At 66.7% G+C, this 17,457-nt stretch carries 13 protein-coding genes and 1 riboswitch; of the genes, 5 read left to right on the forward strand and 8 right to left on the reverse strand.

The genetic code is table 11. The annotated features are described in order from the left end of the window. Positions 1-169: 169 nt before the first annotated feature. The 7 genes from atzF to ACKI1H_RS11725 form a co-directional block, all read right to left on the reverse strand. On the reverse strand, positions 170-1,978 hold the full coding sequence (gene atzF, locus ACKI1H_RS11695; RefSeq protein ID WP_440468416.1) for an allophanate hydrolase: 1,809 nt from the start codon (positions 1,976-1,978) through the stop codon (positions 170-172). A gap of 229 nt (positions 1,979-2,207) precedes the next feature. After that, the gene (locus tag ACKI1H_RS11700) at positions 2,208-6,023 is read right to left on the reverse strand and encodes a 5-oxoprolinase/urea amidolyase family protein (protein WP_440468417.1); all 3,816 of its coding nucleotides are present in this window, start codon (positions 6,021-6,023) and stop codon (positions 2,208-2,210) included. Positions 6,024-6,274: 251 nt separating this feature from the next. Next, on the reverse strand, positions 6,275-6,910 hold the full coding sequence (locus tag ACKI1H_RS11705) for an urea amidolyase associated protein UAAP2 (protein WP_440468418.1): 636 nt from the start codon (positions 6,908-6,910) through the stop codon (positions 6,275-6,277). An 11-nt stretch (positions 6,911-6,921) separates the two neighbouring features. Next, on the reverse strand, positions 6,922-7,641 hold the full coding sequence (locus ACKI1H_RS11710) for an urea amidolyase associated protein UAAP1 (protein ID WP_138520626.1): 720 nt from the start codon (positions 7,639-7,641) through the stop codon (positions 6,922-6,924). Positions 7,642-7,651: 10 nt separating this feature from the next. Beyond that, the gene (locus tag ACKI1H_RS11715; RefSeq protein WP_440468419.1) at positions 7,652-8,458 is read right to left on the reverse strand and encodes an ABC transporter ATP-binding protein; all 807 of its coding nucleotides are present in this window, start codon (positions 8,456-8,458) and stop codon (positions 7,652-7,654) included. Next, positions 8,455-9,270 carry an ABC transporter permease gene (locus tag ACKI1H_RS11720; RefSeq protein ID WP_440468420.1) on the reverse strand — a complete coding sequence of 272 codons (816 nt, stop codon included), beginning with the start codon at positions 9,268-9,270 and terminating at the stop codon, positions 8,455-8,457. The genes ACKI1H_RS11715 and ACKI1H_RS11720 overlap by 4 nt, the downstream gene beginning before the upstream one ends. A gap of 186 nt (positions 9,271-9,456) precedes the next feature. Next, positions 9,457-10,521, reverse strand: a complete 1,065-nt coding sequence (locus tag ACKI1H_RS11725) for a putative urea ABC transporter substrate-binding protein (RefSeq protein ID WP_440468421.1) — start codon at positions 10,519-10,521, stop codon at positions 9,457-9,459. Between the two features lie 57 nt (positions 10,522-10,578). Then, a riboswitch (guanidine-I (ykkC/yxkD leader) is annotated at positions 10,579-10,677 on the reverse strand. Positions 10,678-10,942: 265 nt separating this feature from the next. Here ACKI1H_RS11725 and ACKI1H_RS11730 point away from each other — a divergent pair. Both ACKI1H_RS11730 and ACKI1H_RS11735 read left to right on the forward strand, forming a co-directional pair. Further along, positions 10,943-11,200: a DUF1145 domain-containing protein gene (locus ACKI1H_RS11730; protein ID WP_138520630.1), complete on the forward strand. Its 258-nt coding sequence runs from the start codon at positions 10,943-10,945 to the stop codon at positions 11,198-11,200. Between the two features lie 123 nt (positions 11,201-11,323). Further along, positions 11,324-11,491, forward strand: a complete 168-nt coding sequence (locus tag ACKI1H_RS11735; RefSeq protein WP_156160365.1) for a hypothetical protein — start codon at positions 11,324-11,326, stop codon at positions 11,489-11,491. Positions 11,492-11,494: 3 nt separating this feature from the next. On the opposite strand, the gene ACKI1H_RS11740 is transcribed toward ACKI1H_RS11735, so the two are convergent. After that, complete coding sequence (locus tag ACKI1H_RS11740) at positions 11,495-12,406, reverse strand: LysR family transcriptional regulator (RefSeq protein ID WP_440468422.1); 912 nt, start codon at positions 12,404-12,406, stop codon at positions 11,495-11,497. 97 nt (positions 12,407-12,503) lie between these two features. Here ACKI1H_RS11740 and ACKI1H_RS11745 point away from each other — a divergent pair, with 97 nt between their 5' ends. The 3 genes from ACKI1H_RS11745 to lapD all read left to right on the forward strand — a co-directional run bounded on the left by ACKI1H_RS11745 (position 12,504) and on the right by lapD (position 17,315). Next, positions 12,504-14,477, forward strand: a complete 1,974-nt coding sequence (locus ACKI1H_RS11745) for an alkyl/aryl-sulfatase (protein ID WP_440468423.1) — start codon at positions 12,504-12,506, stop codon at positions 14,475-14,477. 189 nt (positions 14,478-14,666) lie between these two features. Further along, the gene (lapG, locus tag ACKI1H_RS11750) at positions 14,667-15,323 is read left to right on the forward strand and encodes a cysteine protease LapG (RefSeq protein WP_138520633.1); all 657 of its coding nucleotides are present in this window, start codon (positions 14,667-14,669) and stop codon (positions 15,321-15,323) included. Positions 15,324-15,371: 48 nt separating this feature from the next. Beyond that, the gene (gene lapD / locus ACKI1H_RS11755) at positions 15,372-17,315 is read left to right on the forward strand and encodes a cyclic di-GMP receptor LapD (protein ID WP_440468424.1); all 1,944 of its coding nucleotides are present in this window, start codon (positions 15,372-15,374) and stop codon (positions 17,313-17,315) included. Positions 17,316-17,457: the final 142 nt, after the last annotated feature.

The raw sequence follows: 17,457 nt of genomic DNA on the forward strand, positions 1-17,457 counted from the left end.
GTGAGCGGCGTGGTGTTTTACACCATTGCGGGTGTACAGGGAGCTTGGTCCACCTACCGGCGATGCAGGATCGTAGGATGGGTGGAGCGCAGCGATACCCATGCTGGCGGAGCATAGGACTGATGGGTATCGCTGCGCTCCACGCCATCCTACGGGGAGCCTGCCGTGCTTAGCTGCGGCTCTGCAGCCAGGCTCGCCAACCGCCGAAGCGGCTGATGTCCTCGGCGCCATTCAGGCCCCAGGCGTCGCAGATGAAGCCGGTTTCCCAGCTGTCGTCTTCCAGCTGCACCTTGCCCAGTCCCAGTGGCGCCGGGATGCCGGTGAGGAAGGAGCCCAGCTCGGCGCTGGGCAGCTCCCAGACTTCCACCTCGATGGCCACGCCACCCTCGTCCACTCGCAGCATGCCGGGGCGCAGCGGCGGGCCGCCGGCGAGGGCGTAGAGCTTGTAGGCCGGGGCGCTTTGAGTCGCGCGCAGCAAGCGCGCGCCGCGCTGGCGCAACTGCCAGTTCAGCGCCAGGCCGTCCAGGTGCGCGCCGCAGACCACCAGGCGCACGCGGTCGTTGTGCGCGGTGTTGGCGGAAGACGCCGGGGCAATGGCGTTGCCGCCAGTGAGCGGCAGGTTGTGCCGGCGCTGCAGTGCATCGGCCACGCCGAGCAGGTACTGGTCGGTGAAGGCGCGACCGAACAGCGTCACGCCCCACGGCAGGCCGTTGTCCATGAGGGCGCTGGGTACGGCGACGGCGGCGTAGTCCAGCAGGTTCATGAAGTTGGTGTAGTACCCCAGGTCGGAGTTGCGCTTCACCGGTTCGGCGTGCAGTTCGTCCAGTGTCACCGGACGGCCGATGGTGGGCGTCAGCACGCAGTCGAGGTCGGCGATGATCGCGTCGCATTGCGCCTTTAGCTCCTGCAGCCGGTATTGCGCTTGGAATGCCTGTACGGCGGTTGCGCCGGGGGCTTTCGCCAGCACGTCGCGTATCACCGGCAGCACCGCCTGCGGGTCACGTTCGATCAGCTCGCCCGCCACGCTGTAGCGCTCGGCTACCCACGGGCCTTCATAGAGCAGGCGCGCGGCCTCGAGGAAGGGCGCGAAGTCGATTTCCCGCGCCTCGCCGCCGAGGGCCTTGAGCTGGTCCAGAGCGTCGGTGAACAGCACCGGGCCTTCGTGGCAGCCGAAGAATTCCAGCTGATTGGCGCGGGGGACGCCAAAGCGAAAGCGTTTGGGGGCGCCGAATGCACCGGCATCGTTCCACGCCGGGTTGGCGCGGCTGTAGCCGTCCTGCGGATCGAGCCGTGCAGTAAGGGCGAGCAGCTCGCTGGCCTCGGCGGCGCTGGCGGTGAAGTAGGTGATGCAGTCCAGTGTGCGGCAGGCCGGCACCAGGCCGTGATTGGACAGCAAACCCTTGCTCGGTTTCAGTCCCAGCAGGCCATTGAGCGCCGCCGGCACACGGCCCGAACCAGCGGTGTCGGTGCCCAGGGCGAAGCTCGCCACGCCCAGCGCCATGGCCAGCGAGGAACCGGCGCTGGAGCCGCCCGAGGGGTACTCCGGCAGCACGCTGTTGCGGCATTCGCCGTAGGGCGAGCGGGTGCCGTTGAGACCGGTGGCGAACTGGTCGAGGTTGGTCTTGCCCAGCGGGATGGCGCCCAGTTCGATCAGTTGCCGGACCAGTGTCGCGGAGGTTTCCGGTGTGTAGGCGAAGGCCGGGCAGGCGGCGGTGGTGGGGATGCCGGCGAGGTCGATGTTGTCCTTGATGGCGAAGGGGATGCCGTAGAGCGGCAGGCTTTCCGGGGACTTGCCGTCCAGGGCGGCGAGGTAGGGCTCCAGCTCTTCCAGGCTCAGCAGGTGGATGAACAGGTGGTAGTCCGGGTTCAGGGCGGCGGCCTTGTCACGCAGTTGGGCGATCAGCTGGCGCGGGGTGGCGCGGCCCTCGCGGTAGGCGGCGCGCAGGGTGGGCAGGCGGAGGTCGAAGGTGTTGGGCATGGTTGGGGTTCCTGTGCTGGGCGGCTACCCTCTCCCCGGCCCTCTGACTGGGCGTCCCCCTCATGAAGGGAGAGGGGGAAGAGCAGTCCGGCGCGGGGTTGAGTTCAATCCAAAGGCTTGGCCGTGGTTTCAGGATGAATCAGTTGCTGCTCCCTGCTCCGAACGGCTCCCTCTCCCGCTTGCGGGAGAGGGTTGGGGAGAGGGGCTCTCTGCAGTCGACTACGTCAACTCAAGCCTCCTCCATCACCACCACCCGCTGCCCGGCCCGCACCGGCGAGCCGGGCTGCACGCGGACCTCGCGCACCACGCCGTCGCGCGGGGCGGTGAGGGGGATTTCCATCTTCATGGATTCGAGGATCACCAGGATGTCGCCGGCCTTCACGCTGGCGCCGGCTTCCACCTGCACCTGCCAGAGGTTGCCGGCGATGTGGCTTTCGACCGCGTGCTGGCCGACGCCGAGCGGAGCGTCCTCGCCGGTGTCGACGGCGGCTTCTTCGCTCTCGAAGTGCGCCTGGCCGGAGGCGATCCAGCGCTCGCGCTCGGCATCGAAGGCGGCACGCTGGTGGCTGCGGAAGGCGTCGATGCTCTCGGCTTCCTTGGCGAGGAACTGTTGGTAGTCGGCCAGGCGCAGTTCGCTGTGCTCGATGTGCAGCGGGTAGCGGCCCAGCGGGAAGTCGCGGCGAATGCGCAGCAGCTCCTCGGCCGAGACCGGGTAGAAGCGCACCTGGTCGAAGAAGCGCAGCAGCCAGGGCTTGCCGTCGAATGCCGCGACCTCGCGGTAGCGGTTCCACATCTGCAGGGTGCGGCCGACGAACTGGTAGCCGCCAGGGCCTTCCATGCCGTAGACACACATATAGGCGCCGCCGATGCCCACGGAGTTTTCCGCCGTCCAGGTGCGCGCCGGGTTGTACTTGGTGGTGACCAGGCGGTGGCGCGGGTCCAGCGGCGTGGCCACCGGTGCGCCGAGGTAGACGTCGCCCAGGCCCATCACCAGGTAGCTGGCCTCGAACACGGTGCGGTACACCGCTTCGAGGTCCGGCAGTTCGTTGATGCGGCGGATGAACTCCAGGTTGCTCGGGCACCAGGGCGCGTCCTTGCGCACGGTGGTCATGTATTTCTCGATGGCCAACTGGCAGGCCGGATCGTCCCAGGACAGCGGCAGGTGCACGATGCGGGACGGCACCTTGAGGTCCTGGGCGGCGCAGACGGCGTCCCAGAGACCAGCGACGGTTTCCAGCAGGCTTTGCAGCGGCAGGGTTTCCGGCTGGTAGTGCACCTGCAGCGAGCGGATGCCGGGGGTGAGATCGATCACCCCGGCGAGAGCTTTGGCTTCCAGCGCCTGCATCAGCGCGTGGGCGCGGAAGCGCAGCACCAGGTCCAGCTCGGGCTGACCGATTTCCAGCAGCAGGTGGGTATCGCCGGAGAGCCGGGCAACCAGGCGGGTGTCGTCCTGGCCGAGGTCGAGGACGATGGGAGACGTGAGTGCGGCGCTCGGACTGCCCTCACCCCCCGCCCTCTCCAGCAAGCGGGGGAGTGGGCTGTCTGTGCCACCGGCAAGCGCTGTGCTCGCAGGCGGCACCGAACTGCCCCCTCTCCCTCCGGGAGAGGGCTGAGGTGAGGGCAGACCGGCGGTGCCGGAGCTGACATCTCCTGTAGGAGCGAGCTTGCTCGCGAACCCGCCCAACTCCTGGAGCTCCGGCAGAATGCTTTCGCGAGCAAGCTCGCTCCTACAGAGAGCTCGGTATTCGGTGGTTTGGGAGCGGCTCAGCGATCGGGCGGTGGACAGGTCTACCGGCAGGAAGCGCACCTTATCCCCAGCCTTGAGCTGGCCGAGCTGCCAGAGGTCGGCTTCGATCACCGTCACCGGGCAGACGAAGCCGCCCAGGCTCGGGCCGTCCGGGCCGAGGATCACCGGCATGTCGCCGGTGAAGTCCACCGCGCCGATGGCATAGGGATTGTCGTGGATGTTCGACGGGTGAAGGCCGGCCTCGCCGCCGCTTTCGCGCACCCACTCAGGTTTCGGGCCGATCAGGCGCACGCCGGTGCGGCTGGAGTTGAAGTGCACTTCCCAGTCGGTGGCGAAGAAGGTGTCGATGTAGGCCGGGGTGAAGTACTCCGGCGCGCCGTGGGGCCCATAGATCACGCGGACCTGCCGCACGGCCGGCAGAGAGGTGCGCAGTTCAGTCGGAAGGCTGGCGCCGTGAGTGTCGTCTGCCAGCTCCGCCAGGTGCAGCACATCGCCAGCCCGCAGGGCACGGCCGCCGTGGCCGCCGAACTGGCCGAGGGTGAAGGTGCTCTTGCTGCCCAGATAATCCGGCACCTGCAGGCCGCCGCGCAGGCACAGGTAGCTGCGCGCGCCGGTGCCGCCGACAGTGCCGAGGCTGAGCGTCGACCCGGCGGCGACGAACAGGGATGTGTCCATCGGCTGCTCGACGCCATCCAGGCTGATCGGCAATGCCGCGCCGGTGACGGCCACGACGGCATCGGTGTTGAAGCGCAGAGTCGGGCCGCTCATGGTGATTTCCAGCGCGGCAGCGCCTTCGGGGTTGCCCAGCAACTGGTTGCCCAGACGCAGAGCACGATCGTCCATCGGCCCGGACGGCGGCACGCCCACGGCCCAGTAGCCGAGGCGGCCGGGGTAGTCCTGCACGCTGGTCTGGGTACCGGCGCTGAGTACCTCGAAGGTTGTCGCGCGGTACCGCAGGCCTTCCAGGCAGCGGGTCCAGGGCGAGCCGCTGGCGAAGGGCGCGTCTGCCAGGATCTGCCGCAGGTAGTCGCGGTTGCATTCCACGCCGTAGAGCAGGCTGCCTTCGAGGGCGCGATCGAGGCCAGCGCTGGCCTGCTCGCGGGTCGGTGCCCAGGCGATCAGCTTGGCGATCATCGGGTCGAAGTAGGGCGGAATCTCGCAGCCGGCCTCGACCCAGGTGTCGATGCGCAGGGTCTTGCCGTTTGTCGCCGGGAACTGCACGGCGGTGAGCAGGCCGGGGCAGGGCTGGAAGTCGCGACCGGGGTCTTCCGCGTACAGGCGCGCCTGGATCGCATGTCCGCTGGGCTTCAGCGCGTCGGCCAACTCGGCCAGGGGCGGCAGGTCACCGGCGGCCAGTTCGATCATCCAGCGCACCAGGTCGACGCCCCAGACCTGTTCGGTGACACCGTGCTCCACCTGCAGGCGGGTGTTCACTTCGAGGAAATAGAAGCGCTGTGCCTGGCTGTCGTAGACGAATTCCACAGTGCCGGCGCTGCGGTAGCTGACGGCTTTCGCCAGCTGGATCGCCGCCGCGCACAGGGCCTCGGCCATGCCGTCGGGCAGGTTGGGCGCCGGGGTTTCCTCCAGCACCTTCTGGTTGCGTCGTTGCACCGAGCAGTCGCGCACGCCGAGGGCGATCACCTCGCCCTGGCCGTCGCCGAACACCTGCACTTCCAGGTGGCGGGCGCGCTCGATGTACTTCTCGATGAACACGCCGGAATCGCTGAAGTTGTTCTGCCCCAGGCGTTTCACCGCATCGAAGGCGTCGCGCAGCTCATCCGCCGAGCGGCACACGCGCATGCCGATGCCGCCACCGCCGGCGGTGCTTTTGAGCATCACCGGGTAACCGACTTCTTCACCCGCGAGCAGGGCGGCTTCGAGGTCGGGCAACAGATCGGTGCCTTCGAGCATCGGCACGCCCTGTTCGCGGGCCAGGGCGCGTGCCGTGTGCTTGAGGCCGAATACCCGCAGTTGCTCCGGCGTCGGGCCGACGAAGGCAATGCCGGCAGCTTCGCAGGCTTCGGCGAAGGCGGCGTTCTCGGAAAGGAAGCCGTAGCCGGGGTGGATCGCTTTGGCACCCGTGTCGCTGGCGGCCTGAAGAATCTTCTCCACCATCAGGTAGGTGCTGGATGCCGGGCCCTCGCCGAGGCTGATGGCCTGGTCGGCCTGCTGGATGTGCAGGCTGGCGGCGTCAGCTTCGGAGTACACGGCTACGCCTTCTACTTGCAGCTCACGAAGGGTGCGCAGGATGCGGCAGGCGATGGCGCCGCGGTTGGCGATCAGGAGCTTGTCGAACATGAGGGCGTCCCCATGGGGTGGCGGGCCGTCCCGCCGTCATTCGGTGCGCGCCACGGTCGTCCGTGGCGCTGGAGGCTCTCGTAGGATGGGTGGAGCGGAGCGATACCCATGCTGTATCGGTGATGGGTATCGCAGGCTCCACCCATCCTACGAGGCAGGTTCGTTTTCGCGGGGACGCTCAACTAGCGTCGGGCTGCACTGGGCGCTGCGGCTCTGGCAGAGCGCGAACAGCCAGCGGCGCAGGCGAGAGGTCAGTCCCATACCAGCAACTCCGCCGGGGTCGGGTTCCAGCCGTTGCAGGGGTTGTTGAGCTGCGGGCAATTGGAGATCAGGACAATGACGTCCATGTGCGCGAGCAGCTCGACGTACTTGCCGGCAGCGGAGATGCCGTCCTCGAAGGTCAGGCCGCCTGCTGCGGTGACCGGCACGTTCATGAAGAAGTTGATGTTGTGGCTGATGTCGGCCTTGCTCAGGCGGCCGTCGTGAAGGCTGGCGCGCAGGAAGTTGTCGCGGCAGCTGTGCATGTAGCGCTTGTCCAGGGCGTAGCGCACGGTGTTGCTTTCCTGGGCGCAGGCGCCGCCGAGGGTGTCGTGGCGGCCGCAGGTGTCGGCGACGATGCTCAGCATCGGGTTGCCGAGGTTGGACCAGAGCACGCTGCCGGCGCTGAGGTAGACCTGTCCCTGCTTGCGCAGGGTGCGCTGCACGTCGTAGCGCTCGCGCGGGTTGGCAGCGCTGAAGAACAGCGTGTCCACCGCCTGGTTGCCTTCCAGGTCGAGGATGCGCAGGGTCTGTCCGGCCTTGAGTTCGGTGAGGCTGGGTTCGCCGGCCGGGATCAGGGTGCGCGAGACGCAGGCTTCGGGGTGTTTGTCGCTGGGGACGATGGGCATGCTCGCGCTCCTTACAGGTACTGGCGTTCGGTGTTGTGGAAGCCGCGGCCGTTCTCCGCGCGGGAAGTGCGGCAGAGCACGCTGATGCCGTCGGCGGCGACCTGCTGCCAGGTCAGGCCGATGGGCTTGGGTGCGTATTGCGGGTTCGGGTCCAGCGGGTGTTGCAGGGCGGTGAGGACGACGAGGGTGTCCATCGGTGCGTAGAGCTCGACGAAGTCGCCGGCTTTCGAGTTGCCCGGCGCGAAGTGGAAGCAGCCATCGGCGTCGACGTCCACGCGGCTGAACAGGTTCAGGCACATCAGCAGGTCCTGCAGGCGCATGTCCCACTTGCCCATTTCCACCAGCAGGTTATCCACGCCGTTGCGGTAGAAGCCGTTGCGCAACTCCTGGTAGCGGCCCTGGCCGTATTTCTCCTGCACTTCGGCGGCGTTGAGCACGCCGCCGAAACTGTCGTGCCAGCCACAGCTGTCGGCGGTGATGGCAGCCAGTACGCGGCCCATGTCCGAGTACAGGCAATGGCCAGCGGTGAGCTTGGCGGTGTGCTGGCACTTGAGGCTGTCGGGCAGGTTCAGTCGCTCGCTTTTCTCGGCGGCACTGAACAGCAGCACGCTGGCGTTGCTGCCACCTTCCAGGTCGGTCAGGCGCAGCAACTGGCCGCGCTTGAGAACGAAGGAGGTGTGGCCGCCGCCGGGGACGGTTTCTTCGTAGAGGGTGGTACGCAGGTCATTCATGGCGGGCTCCTTAATAGGCCGGCGTGATCAGCGGGGCGGCGGCCGTTTCCAGGCGCGCGGCGAGCGGTTCGGGCAGGGCGGCGCGGGCGGCCTTGCGGTCGGCGTTGAGCGGGATGTCGTAGGTGATACGGGCGCCGTAGGCGGTGGGCGCCTGCGGATCGTGGCGGACCTTGTCGAAGACCAGCAGGCGGGTGCCCAGGCTGAAGCCCTCGGCCAGGTCGTGGGTGACCATGAATACGGTGAGGCGGGTTTCCTGCCACAGCTCCAGCAGCAGGGCGTGCATGTCCTTGCGAATGCCTGGGTCGAGTGCGCCGAAGGGCTCGTCGAGCAACAGCACGCGCGGCTTCATCACCAGCGCCTGGGCGATGGCCAGGCGCTGCTGCATGCCACCGGAGAGGGCGCTGGGATACTGCTTGAGCGCATGGCCGAGGCCGACCCGTTCCAGCAGGGCGGCGGCCTGTTCGCGGGCCTCGCGCTTGGCGCTGCCCAGCAGCCGGCCGAGCAGTGGCGAGCGCGGCAGTTCCAGGCCGAGGGCGACGTTGTCGAGCACGGACAGATGCGGGAACACCGAGTAACGCTGGAACACCACGCCACGGCTCGGGTCGGGTTCGCCGGGCAGCGGCTGGCCTTCGAGCAGCAACTCGCCACGGCTGGGGCGCTCCTGGCCGAGCAGCAGGCGCAAGAAGGTGGACTTGCCGCAGCCGGAGGCGCCAACCAGGGTGCAGAACTCGCCTTCCTTCACCTCGAGGTTGAGGCGTTCGAGCACCACGTTGCCGTCGTATTCCTGCCAGACATTCTTCACGCTGATGAAACTCATGCCTTGCCTCCTTCGTACCAGGGGAAGGCGCGACGGGTGAGCGCACGCAGCGCCCAGTCCATCAGCCAGGCCAGCGCAGTGATCCACACCACGTAGGGCAGGATCACGTCCATGGCGAGGTAGCGGCGCACAAGGAAGATGCGGTAGCCCAGACCGTCGGTGGAGGCGATGGCTTCGGCGGCGATGAGGAACAGCCAGGCCGAGCCGAGCATCAGGCGCAGGGAAATCAGCAGGCGCGGCATCAATTGCGGCAGCACCACGCGCAGGATCAGCGTCCAGGTGTTGGCGCCCAGGGTCTGCGCCTTGATCAGCAGTTCGCGGGGGATTTCCCGCGCGCGCTGTTCGATGTCGCGGGCGATGCACGGGGCAACGCCGATGACGATCAGCACCACCTTGGACAGCTCGCCGAGGCCGAAGACGATGAACAGCACGGGCAGGATCGCCAGCGGCGGGATCATCGACAACACGGTGAGCAGCGGCGAGAGTGGCGCGCCGAACAGCGGCACGCTGCCGGCGGCGATGCCCAGCACCAGGCCGAGCAGGGCGGCAATGCCCAGGCCCAGACCGAGGCGTTGCAGGCTGGCGCCGGTGTCCTTCCAGAACAGCACGTCGCCGGTGCGCTTGTCCTCGCTGAAGGCCAGGCGGTTCACCGCATCGGCCATCTGCGCGGCGCTGGGCAGCAGCTTGTCGTTGGGGTTTTCCGCCAGCCGCGATGCCGACCCGGTGAAGTAGGCGAACAGCAGCAGGGCGAAGGGCAGCAGCACCAGGAACAGGCGGCCGCTGCGGTCGGGGGTTCGGTTGATCAGGCGCATGGGGTGTACCTGTGGGGTTCCGGTTGAAGCCTCCCTCTCCCTAACCCTCTCCCTGAAGGGAGAGGGGACCGTTCTGTGCAGGTTGAAACCACGGCGTCAGTCGGCACGGACAGCTCCCTCTCCCTTCAGGGAGAGGGCGGGGGAGAGGGGCTTCGGGAATGAAATGAGGTGCCATGTGAGGGCGCCTTAGAGCTTCCCGTCAGCCGCCATCTGCACGTAGGTCGGGTCGAAGCGCAGCTTGAGGTTCTTCGCGTCGCCGGTGGACAGTCCGTTGGCGAAGCTCATGCCCACCGCGTCGGCGCTCTTGGCGCCTTCGCCGAGCAGGCCGTGGGTGAAGGAGAAGGCCGCGACCTTGTCCATGGTCGCCGGCAGCTTCGGGCTGGTGGCGAAGGCCAGGGCTTCCTGTGGCGTGGCGAACAGTTTGGTGGTGGCGAGCTGGCTCTGGTAACCGGCGAGATCGGTGCCCGAGGCCTTGGCCATGTGTTCCAACGCGGCGCGGGTTTCGGCGCTGTCGCCCTGCATCAGCGCCACGGTCTCGAACCAGGCACCGGTCAGTGCCTTGCCCAGGGCAGGGTTGTCTTTGAGTACGGCGCTGTTGACCACCATCATGTCCATGATCTCGCCGGGGATCTGGCTGGAGTTGAACACCTCGGTGGTGCCCGGCTTGGCGCGCGCCTCGGCGAGCATCGGGTTCCAGGTGGTCACGGCCTGCACTTCATCGGTGTTGAAGGCGGCGGCGATATCGGCGTCGGAGGTGTTCACCGTCTTCACGTCCTTCTCGGTCAGGCGGGCGCTTTCCAGCGCTCGGGCGAGCAGGTAGTGGGAGACCGAGAGTTCCACCAGGTTGACGTCCATGCCCTTGAGATCGGCCAGGGTCTTGCCTTCGCCCTTGAGGACGATGCCGTCGTTGCCGTTGGAGAAGTCGCTGACGATCAGCGCGGTGGAGTCGACGCCGCCGGCGGCGGGGATGGTCAGGGCGTCCATGTTGGTCATGGTGCAGCCATCGAAGGTGCCTGCGGTGTACTGGTTGATCGACTCGATGTAGTCGTTGAGCTGGGTGACCTTGATCTCGATGCCGTACTTCTTCGCCCACTTGTCGACGATGCCGTGGCTGGCCGCGTACTCCCAGGGCATCCAGCCGGCGTAGAGGGTCCAGCAGAGGTTGAAGCTGTTCTTCGCGGCGGCGGAGGCAGAGAGGCTGAAGGCGGTAAGGCCGGCGGCGAACAGGGCGGTCAGAAGGGGCTTGCGCATGGAGCATCTCCAGTCGATTGTCGGGCAGGCAGGAGTCGGGCGGCACTTGTCGCTCTCGTCTCCCGGGCTTTTGTCCCGCCGTGTAACCTCGCTGGAGGTCGATGACTCTCGGACCAGTCACTCGCTGCGCGAGCCGGAACCCTAGTCATCCATTGTCAGATTGTGGTGCCGCTGTCCGAGTGGTTCGGATCGTTCCTGCACAGCCGATGCAAAGCGAGCGGCGTGCCAAGTTGGCGAAAGTGCCGAAGCAGAAGGGCTGCGGTGGCTCGGGGTGGATGTTTCGCTGCAAGCCGGGGCGTTCGCTCGCCCTCAAATGAAGCGCGACGCCGCATCCTGGTGCGTGGGCCAGTCGAAAGGCAGGAGCGTGCGCGGCGTGCCGGGCGGCAGACTGCGGTGACCTTCACTTGAGGAGTCCATCGCCATGTCCGAGTTGCTGAGCTTCGCCAAGGGCGCGCTGACCACGTTCTGGGTCGCTGCCGTGCTCAACCTGATCTACCCCTTCGGCGAGCTGCATCGCCCGCTGCTGTGGCTCTCCGCGATCCTGCTGGTGGTGCATGCGGGCGAGGTGCTGCTGCTGGCTCGCCGCCGTTCGATCACCGAGAAAGTACAGGTCCTGCTGTTCGGTGTGCTGCACCTGCAAAGCCGCAAGCTTCGTCGCCTGGAAACGGTAAACGGCTGATTTACCCAAGCTTTACCTTCGGCTGTGGCACCGCCTTCTGACAGACATGTCTGATCTAGCGAGACCGGAAGAATGTACGCCCCGCATCCCGGTGGGGCGGCCGGCTCGCCTGATGGAGGCGCCATGCGTCGTATCTTTGCTGCTGCACTGTTGTTTCTCCCGCTGGTTGGCTGCGTGATCCTTCCGCCGCCGGGACACGGTCACGGCGGTTGGCGGGATGGTCCTCGCTATTACCAGCCGGCACCGCCGCCGGCCTACTACGGTGGGCCGCACCAGGGGTGGCGTCGTTGACCTTCACGACGCGGCGTTGAACGCCGCGTCTTCCTCCAGCAGCAACTCGACGAACTGACTGGCCGCCGGCGACAGGCTGCGGCTGGCGTGGCGTACCAGGGCGTAGGCGGAGCCACGCCCTGAGGCGTCGGTACCGCCGGGCCAGGGCAATATTGCCAGGCTGCCGGCCTGCACGTCGGCTGCTACCACGTCCCAGGTGGCGAGGCAGAGTACGTCGCTGCCTTTCACCAGTTCCTTGAGCATCAGTACGTCGTCGCATTGCACGCTTAGCGGTTGGTCGCGACCCAGGGTGCGCACCATGCCTTCGTGGGCATCACGCGGCAGGCGCGGGCCGGCCAGCGGGAAGTCGAGCAGGCGCTCCACCGAGGGCGCGCTGCCGATCAGTGAATGTCCCGGCCGACAGAACAGCACACTGCGATGCACCCGCAGCGGCAGGATGTCGAGGCGGTTGTCGCCTTCGAGTTCGCGGTAGTCGGCAATGAACAGCTCCAGCTCGTCGTCCAGCAGACGCTGGTGCAGCTCGCTCCAGTTCTCGATGGAGAGCAGGACCGACACCTTCGGGTGTGCGCTGCAGTAGCGCGCGAGCACCTGGGGCATCAGCCGTGCGCCGGGAAATGGCCCGGCGCCCAGGCGCAGCTCGCCGGTTTCCAGGTCGGCCATCTGCAGCACGGCATTCTTCAGTGCGCGGTCGCCGGCGAGCAGGCGACGGGCGTGCTCCAGCACCAGCTTGCCATGGGCGGTGAGGGTGACGCCGCGCGGGTTGCGGTCCACCAGTTGGCAGCTCAGCTGGCCTTCCAGCGCCTGGATGCTCCGCGACAGGGCGGGTTGACTAAGATTCACCGCATCCGCGGCGCGGGCGAAGTGACCGTGCTCGGCGAGGGCGACGAAGTGGCGTAGCTGGCGGAGATCGCTCATGCGCTTCCTGCATTGATTGTGAAATTGGAATGCATTGGAATTATTAGCGCGACGGCCGGCATAGTGCGAGCACAACTACAAATACCGGAGCCCTCCGATGTCCCGTCTTTCCGCTGCCGTGCTGCTGGCCGGCCTTTGCCCTGGCCTGCTGGCTGCCGCCGAGCAACCCAAGGCGCCCACGTCCTTTACCGCTGCCGCCCAGGAGCAGGTGCGCCAGTCGCTGCCCTTCAGTGACCGCGCCGATTTCGACCGGGTGGAAAAGGGCCTGATCAAGCGCCCCGAGAACCTCGTGATCAAGAACGAGGACGGCACGGTGGCCTGGCAATTGGGCGACTACGACTTCATCAAGGCCGCCAAGGACGTGGCCAGCGTCAACCCGAGCCTGATGCGCCAGGCGCAGCTGAACCTCAGCTACGGCCTGTTCAAGGTCACCGACGGCATCTATCAGGTGCGCGGCTTCGACCTCGCCAACACCACCTTCATCGAGGGCAAGACCGGCTGGATCGTCATCGACACCCTGACCACCCCGGCGACCTCCAAGGCCGCCTACGCCCTGGTGAGCCAGGAGCTGGGTCAGAAGCCGATCCGCGCGATCATCTACAGCCATGCCCATATCGACCACTTCGGCGGCGTGAAGGGCCTGGTCAGCCAGGAACAGGTCGACAAGGGCGAAGTGCAGATCATCGCGCCCAAGGGCTTCATGGAAGCGGCGATCAAGGAGAACGTGCTGGCCGGCAACGCCATGCTGCGTCGTGCCACCTACCAGTACGGCACGCTGCTGCCCAAGGGGCCGAACGGCCAGGTCGACATGGCCATCGGCAAGGGGGTCGCCCACGGCCCGATGAGCATCATCGCGCCGACCAGGCTGATCGAGGGCAACCTGCAGGACCTGGAAATCGATGGCGTGCCCTTCACTTTCCAGAACACTCCGGGCACCGAATCGCCAGCGGAAATGAACGTCTGGCTGCCGCAGCAGAAGGCGCTGCTGATGGCCGAGAACGTCACCGCCACCCTGCACAACCTCTATACCCTGCGCGGCGCCGAGATTCGCGACCCGCTGGGCTGGAGCAAGTACATCAACGAGGCGCTGCACCGCTTCGGCGACCAGGCCGAGGTGATGTTCGCCGTGCACAACTGGCCGCGCTGGGGGCACGAGGACATCGTCCGCACCCTGGAGAAACAGCGTGACATGTATGGCTACCTCAATGATCAGACCCTGCACCTGGCCAACAACGGGGTGACCATCAACCAGATCCACGAGCGCCTGAAAGTGCCGCCGGAGTTGGCCAACGAATGGTTCAACCGCGGCTATCACGGCAGCGTCAGCCACAACGTGCGCGCGGTGGTGAACAAGTACCTGGGTTACTACGACGGCAACCCGGCGACCCTGAACCCGCTGGCGCCAGAGGATTTGGCGGTGAAGTACGTCGAGTTCATGGGCGGCGCCGACCACCTGCTGCAGATGGCCAAGGCGTCCTACGACAAGGGCGAATACCGCTGGGTGGTGGAGGTGGTGAACAAGCTGGTCTTTGCCGACCCGAGCAACCAGGCGGCACGCAGCCTGCAGGCCGACGCCCTGGAACAGCTCGGCTACCAGGCGGAGAACGCCGGTTGGCGCAACAGCTACCTGGCGGCAGCGCAGGAACTGCGCAACGGCGTGCCCCGTGACCTGCCGCCGATGAAGTCGGGCAGCCCCGATGCGCTGGCGGCGATGGATACCGGCCTGCTGTTCGACTACCTCGGCGTGCGTCTGAACGCGGAAAAGGCCGAAGGCGAGGACTTCGCCATCAACCTGGTGCTGCCGGACAAGAACGAGCAGTACCTGCTGGAGCTGAAGAACTCGCACCTGAACAACATCAAGGGCGTGCAGAGCGAGAACGCCGGGCAAACCGTGACCATCGACCGTGCCGACCTCAATCGCCTGATGCTCAAGGAAGTCTCGCCGGTGCGCCTGGTGTTCGAGGGCAAGCTCAAGAGCTCGGGCAATCCGCTGCTGCTGGCCAAGCTGTTCGGCATGCTGGAGGACTTCAACTTCTGGTTCGACATCGTGACCCCGCCCGAGAAGAGCTGATCCCGCTCAAGCCCGCGTCACCCGGTGATGGCACAATGCAGTGATTGCATTGTGCCATTGTTTTTTTCCCGGCCAGTCTGCACCATGCCACCCCTGCGCCCGCAGCTGGTTGTTGGCGCTCGCAGTCGGGTAGTCGCGATCGTGTTCAGCCGTTGTTCCAGGACGTTGCGCCGTTGCTGGCCGGGCCCTTTGGCCCTGGTGCTGGTGACATCGCTCGGCGTCCTGGCGGGCGCCCAGCAGCTTGAGTGGGACTTCAAGCGCATTGGCGAACAGTCCACGCGGCTCTACGGCCCGCTGGGCGACGGTCAGGTGCGCATCGACGCCTGGCAGAAGCTGCTCGCGCAGCAGGCCTCCGCCAGCGAGCGCGAGCAGTTGCAGGCGGTCAACCGCTTCTTCAACGACCAGCTGCGTTTCACCGACGACCTGAGCCTCTGGCACGAAGTGGATTACTGGGCCACGCCGGTGGAGGCGTTGCTCAAGGGCGCCGGCGATTGCGAGGACTTCGCCATCGCCAAGTACATCAGCCTGCGACACCTGGGCGTGCCGGCACAGAAGCTGCGCATTACCTACGTCAAGGCATTGCGTTTGAACCAGGCGCATATGGTGCTGACTTATTACCCGAGGCCCGACGCCGTGCCGCTGGTGCTGGACAACCTGATCGGCAGCATCCTGCCGGCCAGCCAGCGCAGCGACCTGCAGCCGGTCTATGCGTTCAACGGCGAGGGCCTGTGGCTGGCCGGCAGTGGTGCGGGCGGCGGCAAGCAGGTGGGCGACAGCAAGCGGCTGTCGCGCTGGCAGGACCTGTTGAAGAAGATGAAGGCCGAAGGCTTTCCCGAGAACGAATAGCTCCTCTGACTGAGGCGAATAGCTCCATCGACGGAGCCTGGAGACACGATGTCCCTGTTCAAACAGTTGTTGATCGCCATCTGCCTGTTCCTGGTGGTCGCCTTCAGCGGCAGCTTCATGGTCGGCCTGGAAAGCTCGCGCGAGCAGTATGGCAACCAGCTGCGCTCCCATGCCCAGGATGCGGCTACCGCGCTGGGCCTGTCGCTGACGCCGAACATCGACGACCCGGCGATGGTCGAGCTGATGGTCAGCTCGATCTTCGACAGTGGCTACTTCGAGAGCATCCGGGTGATCGACCTGTCGACCAACAAGGTGATCGTCGAGCGCACTGGCGTGCCCGACGCGGTGGCAGCCAAGGTGCCGCAGTGGTTCATCTCGCTGATCAACCTGCACTCGGCCGGCGGCGACGCCATCGTCAGCCGCGGCTGGACCCAGGCGGCGCGCGTGGAAGTGCTCAGCCACCCGATGTTCGCCATCGCCAAGCTCTGGCAGAGCGCCCTGGGCAGCCTGCTCTGGCTGGTGCTGTGTGGCATCGCCAGCGCCGTGCTCGGCGCCATCCTGCTGCGCCGCCAGCTCAAGCCGCTGGACTACATGGTGGAGCAGTCCCACGCCATCGCCCGCCGTGAATTCCTCAGCCTGCCGGAACTGCCACGCACCCCCGAGCTGCGTCGCGTGGTGCAGGCCATGAACCAGATGGTGGAGAAGCTCAAGGCACTGTTCCAGGAGCAGGCCCAGCGCAGCGAACGCCTGCGCGACGAGGCCTATCAGGACAGCCTGACAGGGCTGGGCAACCGGCGCTTCTTCGACATGCAGCTGAACAACCGGCTGAGCGCCGAGGACCGGGTCAGCAGCGGCGTGTTGCTGGTCCTGCGGGTGAATGATCTCGCCGGACTGAACCAGCGCCTGGGCGGCCAGCGCGTCGACCAGTTGCTCAAGGCCGTGGCCGACCAGTTGCGCCTGGCTGGACAAGGGGTGGGCGCGGGCCTGACGCTGGCGCGCAGCCGTGGCGGCGAGTTCGTCATGCTGGCGCCTGGACTGATGCCCGAGGACGCGCCGGCCCTGGCGATGCGCCTGGAAGGCATGCTCGCTGCGCTGGTCACCACCGGTGCTAGCGACGTCAGTCCGGTTGCCTGCCTGGGGCTGGTGCCTTTCGTTTCCGGCGAATCCGCCCAGGCGCTGTTGCAGCGCGCGGACGAGGCGCTGGTGCAGGCCGAGCGGCAGAACGACAGTTGCTGGGCCTTCCTCCAGGGCGGCGCTAAGCCGGTCGCCGAGGAGCGTCACAGCTGGCACCAGTTGCTGGACGAGGCGCTGGTGCACAAGCGCTTCCAGTTGCACTTCCAGGCCGTGGTGTCCTGTGCCGACCCGCAGGTGGTGCTGCATTACAAGGTGCTCTCGCGCCTGCCGGACGGACAGGGCGGCAGCATCGCCGCCGGGCGCTTCCTGCCCTGGCTGGACCGCTTCGGCTGGACCGCGCGGCTGGACCTGCTGATGCTGGAAAGCGTGCTGGCGGACATGGCGAAGCACAATCGACCGCTGGCGTTGAACCTGTCCGCTGCGCTGCTGCGTGACGAATGGGCGACCACCCGGGTGTTCGACCTGCTGAAGCAGCACCCGCAGTTCGCCGGGCGCCTGACCCTGGAGCTGGAGGAAGACCAGCTGCCGGCGCAACCAGTGCTCGAAGCGCTGACCCGCCGCCTCGGCGAGCTGGGATATCGTCTGAGCCTGCAGCATTTCGGCGGGCGCTTCAGCATGATCGGCAACCTGGCGCGGCTGGGGTTGGCGTACCTCAAGGTCGATGGCAGCCACATCCGCCATATTGATCAGGAGAACGACAAGCGCCTGTTCATCGAGGCGATGCAGCGCGCGGCGCACAGCATCGACCTGCCGCTGATCGCCGAGCGCGTGGAGACGGCCGGGGAGTTCCGTGTGCTGAAGGAAATGGGTATCCAGGGCGTGCAGGGGCAGCTGTTCGGTGGGCCGGCGCCCTGGTGATTGACGTCAGGGCGGGGCGCTCCTGCGGGTAATTCGCCATGGCTTTGGCTCTGGCTCTCGAAGATTTCCAGAGAAATTTCCGCACGCTCCGGAGTGCCCCTTTCAGGAGGCCTCGTTGAGCCGGAGTTTCAGGGGTTGAGCT

Origin of the sequence: Pseudomonas sp. YH-1 (assembly GCF_051990045.1) — a bacterium.
Lineage (GTDB): Bacteria > Pseudomonadota > Gammaproteobacteria > Pseudomonadales > Pseudomonadaceae > Pseudomonas > Pseudomonas nicosulfuronedens.

Excerpts from the sequence above, each read along its gene's own strand:
- atzF (WP_440468416.1), bottom strand. The coding sequence starts at position 1,978 with ATGCCCAACACCTTCGACCTCCGCCTGCCCACCCTGCGCGCCGCCTAC.
- ACKI1H_RS11700 (WP_440468417.1), bottom strand. The coding sequence starts at position 6,023 with ATGTTCGACAAGCTCCTGATCGCCAACCGCGGCGCCATCGCCTGCCGC.
- ACKI1H_RS11705 (WP_440468418.1), bottom strand. The coding sequence starts at position 6,910 with ATGCCCATCGTCCCCAGCGACAAACACCCCGAAGCCTGCGTCTCGCGC.
- ACKI1H_RS11710 (WP_138520626.1), bottom strand. The coding sequence starts at position 7,641 with ATGAATGACCTGCGTACCACCCTCTACGAAGAAACCGTCCCCGGCGGC.
- ACKI1H_RS11715 (WP_440468419.1), bottom strand. The coding sequence starts at position 8,458 with ATGAGTTTCATCAGCGTGAAGAATGTCTGGCAGGAATACGACGGCAAC.
- ACKI1H_RS11720 (WP_440468420.1), bottom strand. The coding sequence starts at position 9,270 with ATGCGCCTGATCAACCGAACCCCCGACCGCAGCGGCCGCCTGTTCCTG.
- ACKI1H_RS11725 (WP_440468421.1), bottom strand. The coding sequence starts at position 10,521 with ATGCGCAAGCCCCTTCTGACCGCCCTGTTCGCCGCCGGCCTTACCGCC.
- ACKI1H_RS11730 (WP_138520630.1), top strand. The coding sequence starts at position 10,943 with ATGTCCGAGTTGCTGAGCTTCGCCAAGGGCGCGCTGACCACGTTCTGG.
- ACKI1H_RS11735 (WP_156160365.1), top strand. The coding sequence starts at position 11,324 with ATGCGTCGTATCTTTGCTGCTGCACTGTTGTTTCTCCCGCTGGTTGGC.
- ACKI1H_RS11740 (WP_440468422.1), bottom strand. The coding sequence starts at position 12,406 with ATGAGCGATCTCCGCCAGCTACGCCACTTCGTCGCCCTCGCCGAGCAC.
- ACKI1H_RS11745 (WP_440468423.1), top strand. The coding sequence starts at position 12,504 with ATGTCCCGTCTTTCCGCTGCCGTGCTGCTGGCCGGCCTTTGCCCTGGC.
- lapD (WP_440468424.1), top strand. The coding sequence starts at position 15,372 with ATGTCCCTGTTCAAACAGTTGTTGATCGCCATCTGCCTGTTCCTGGTG.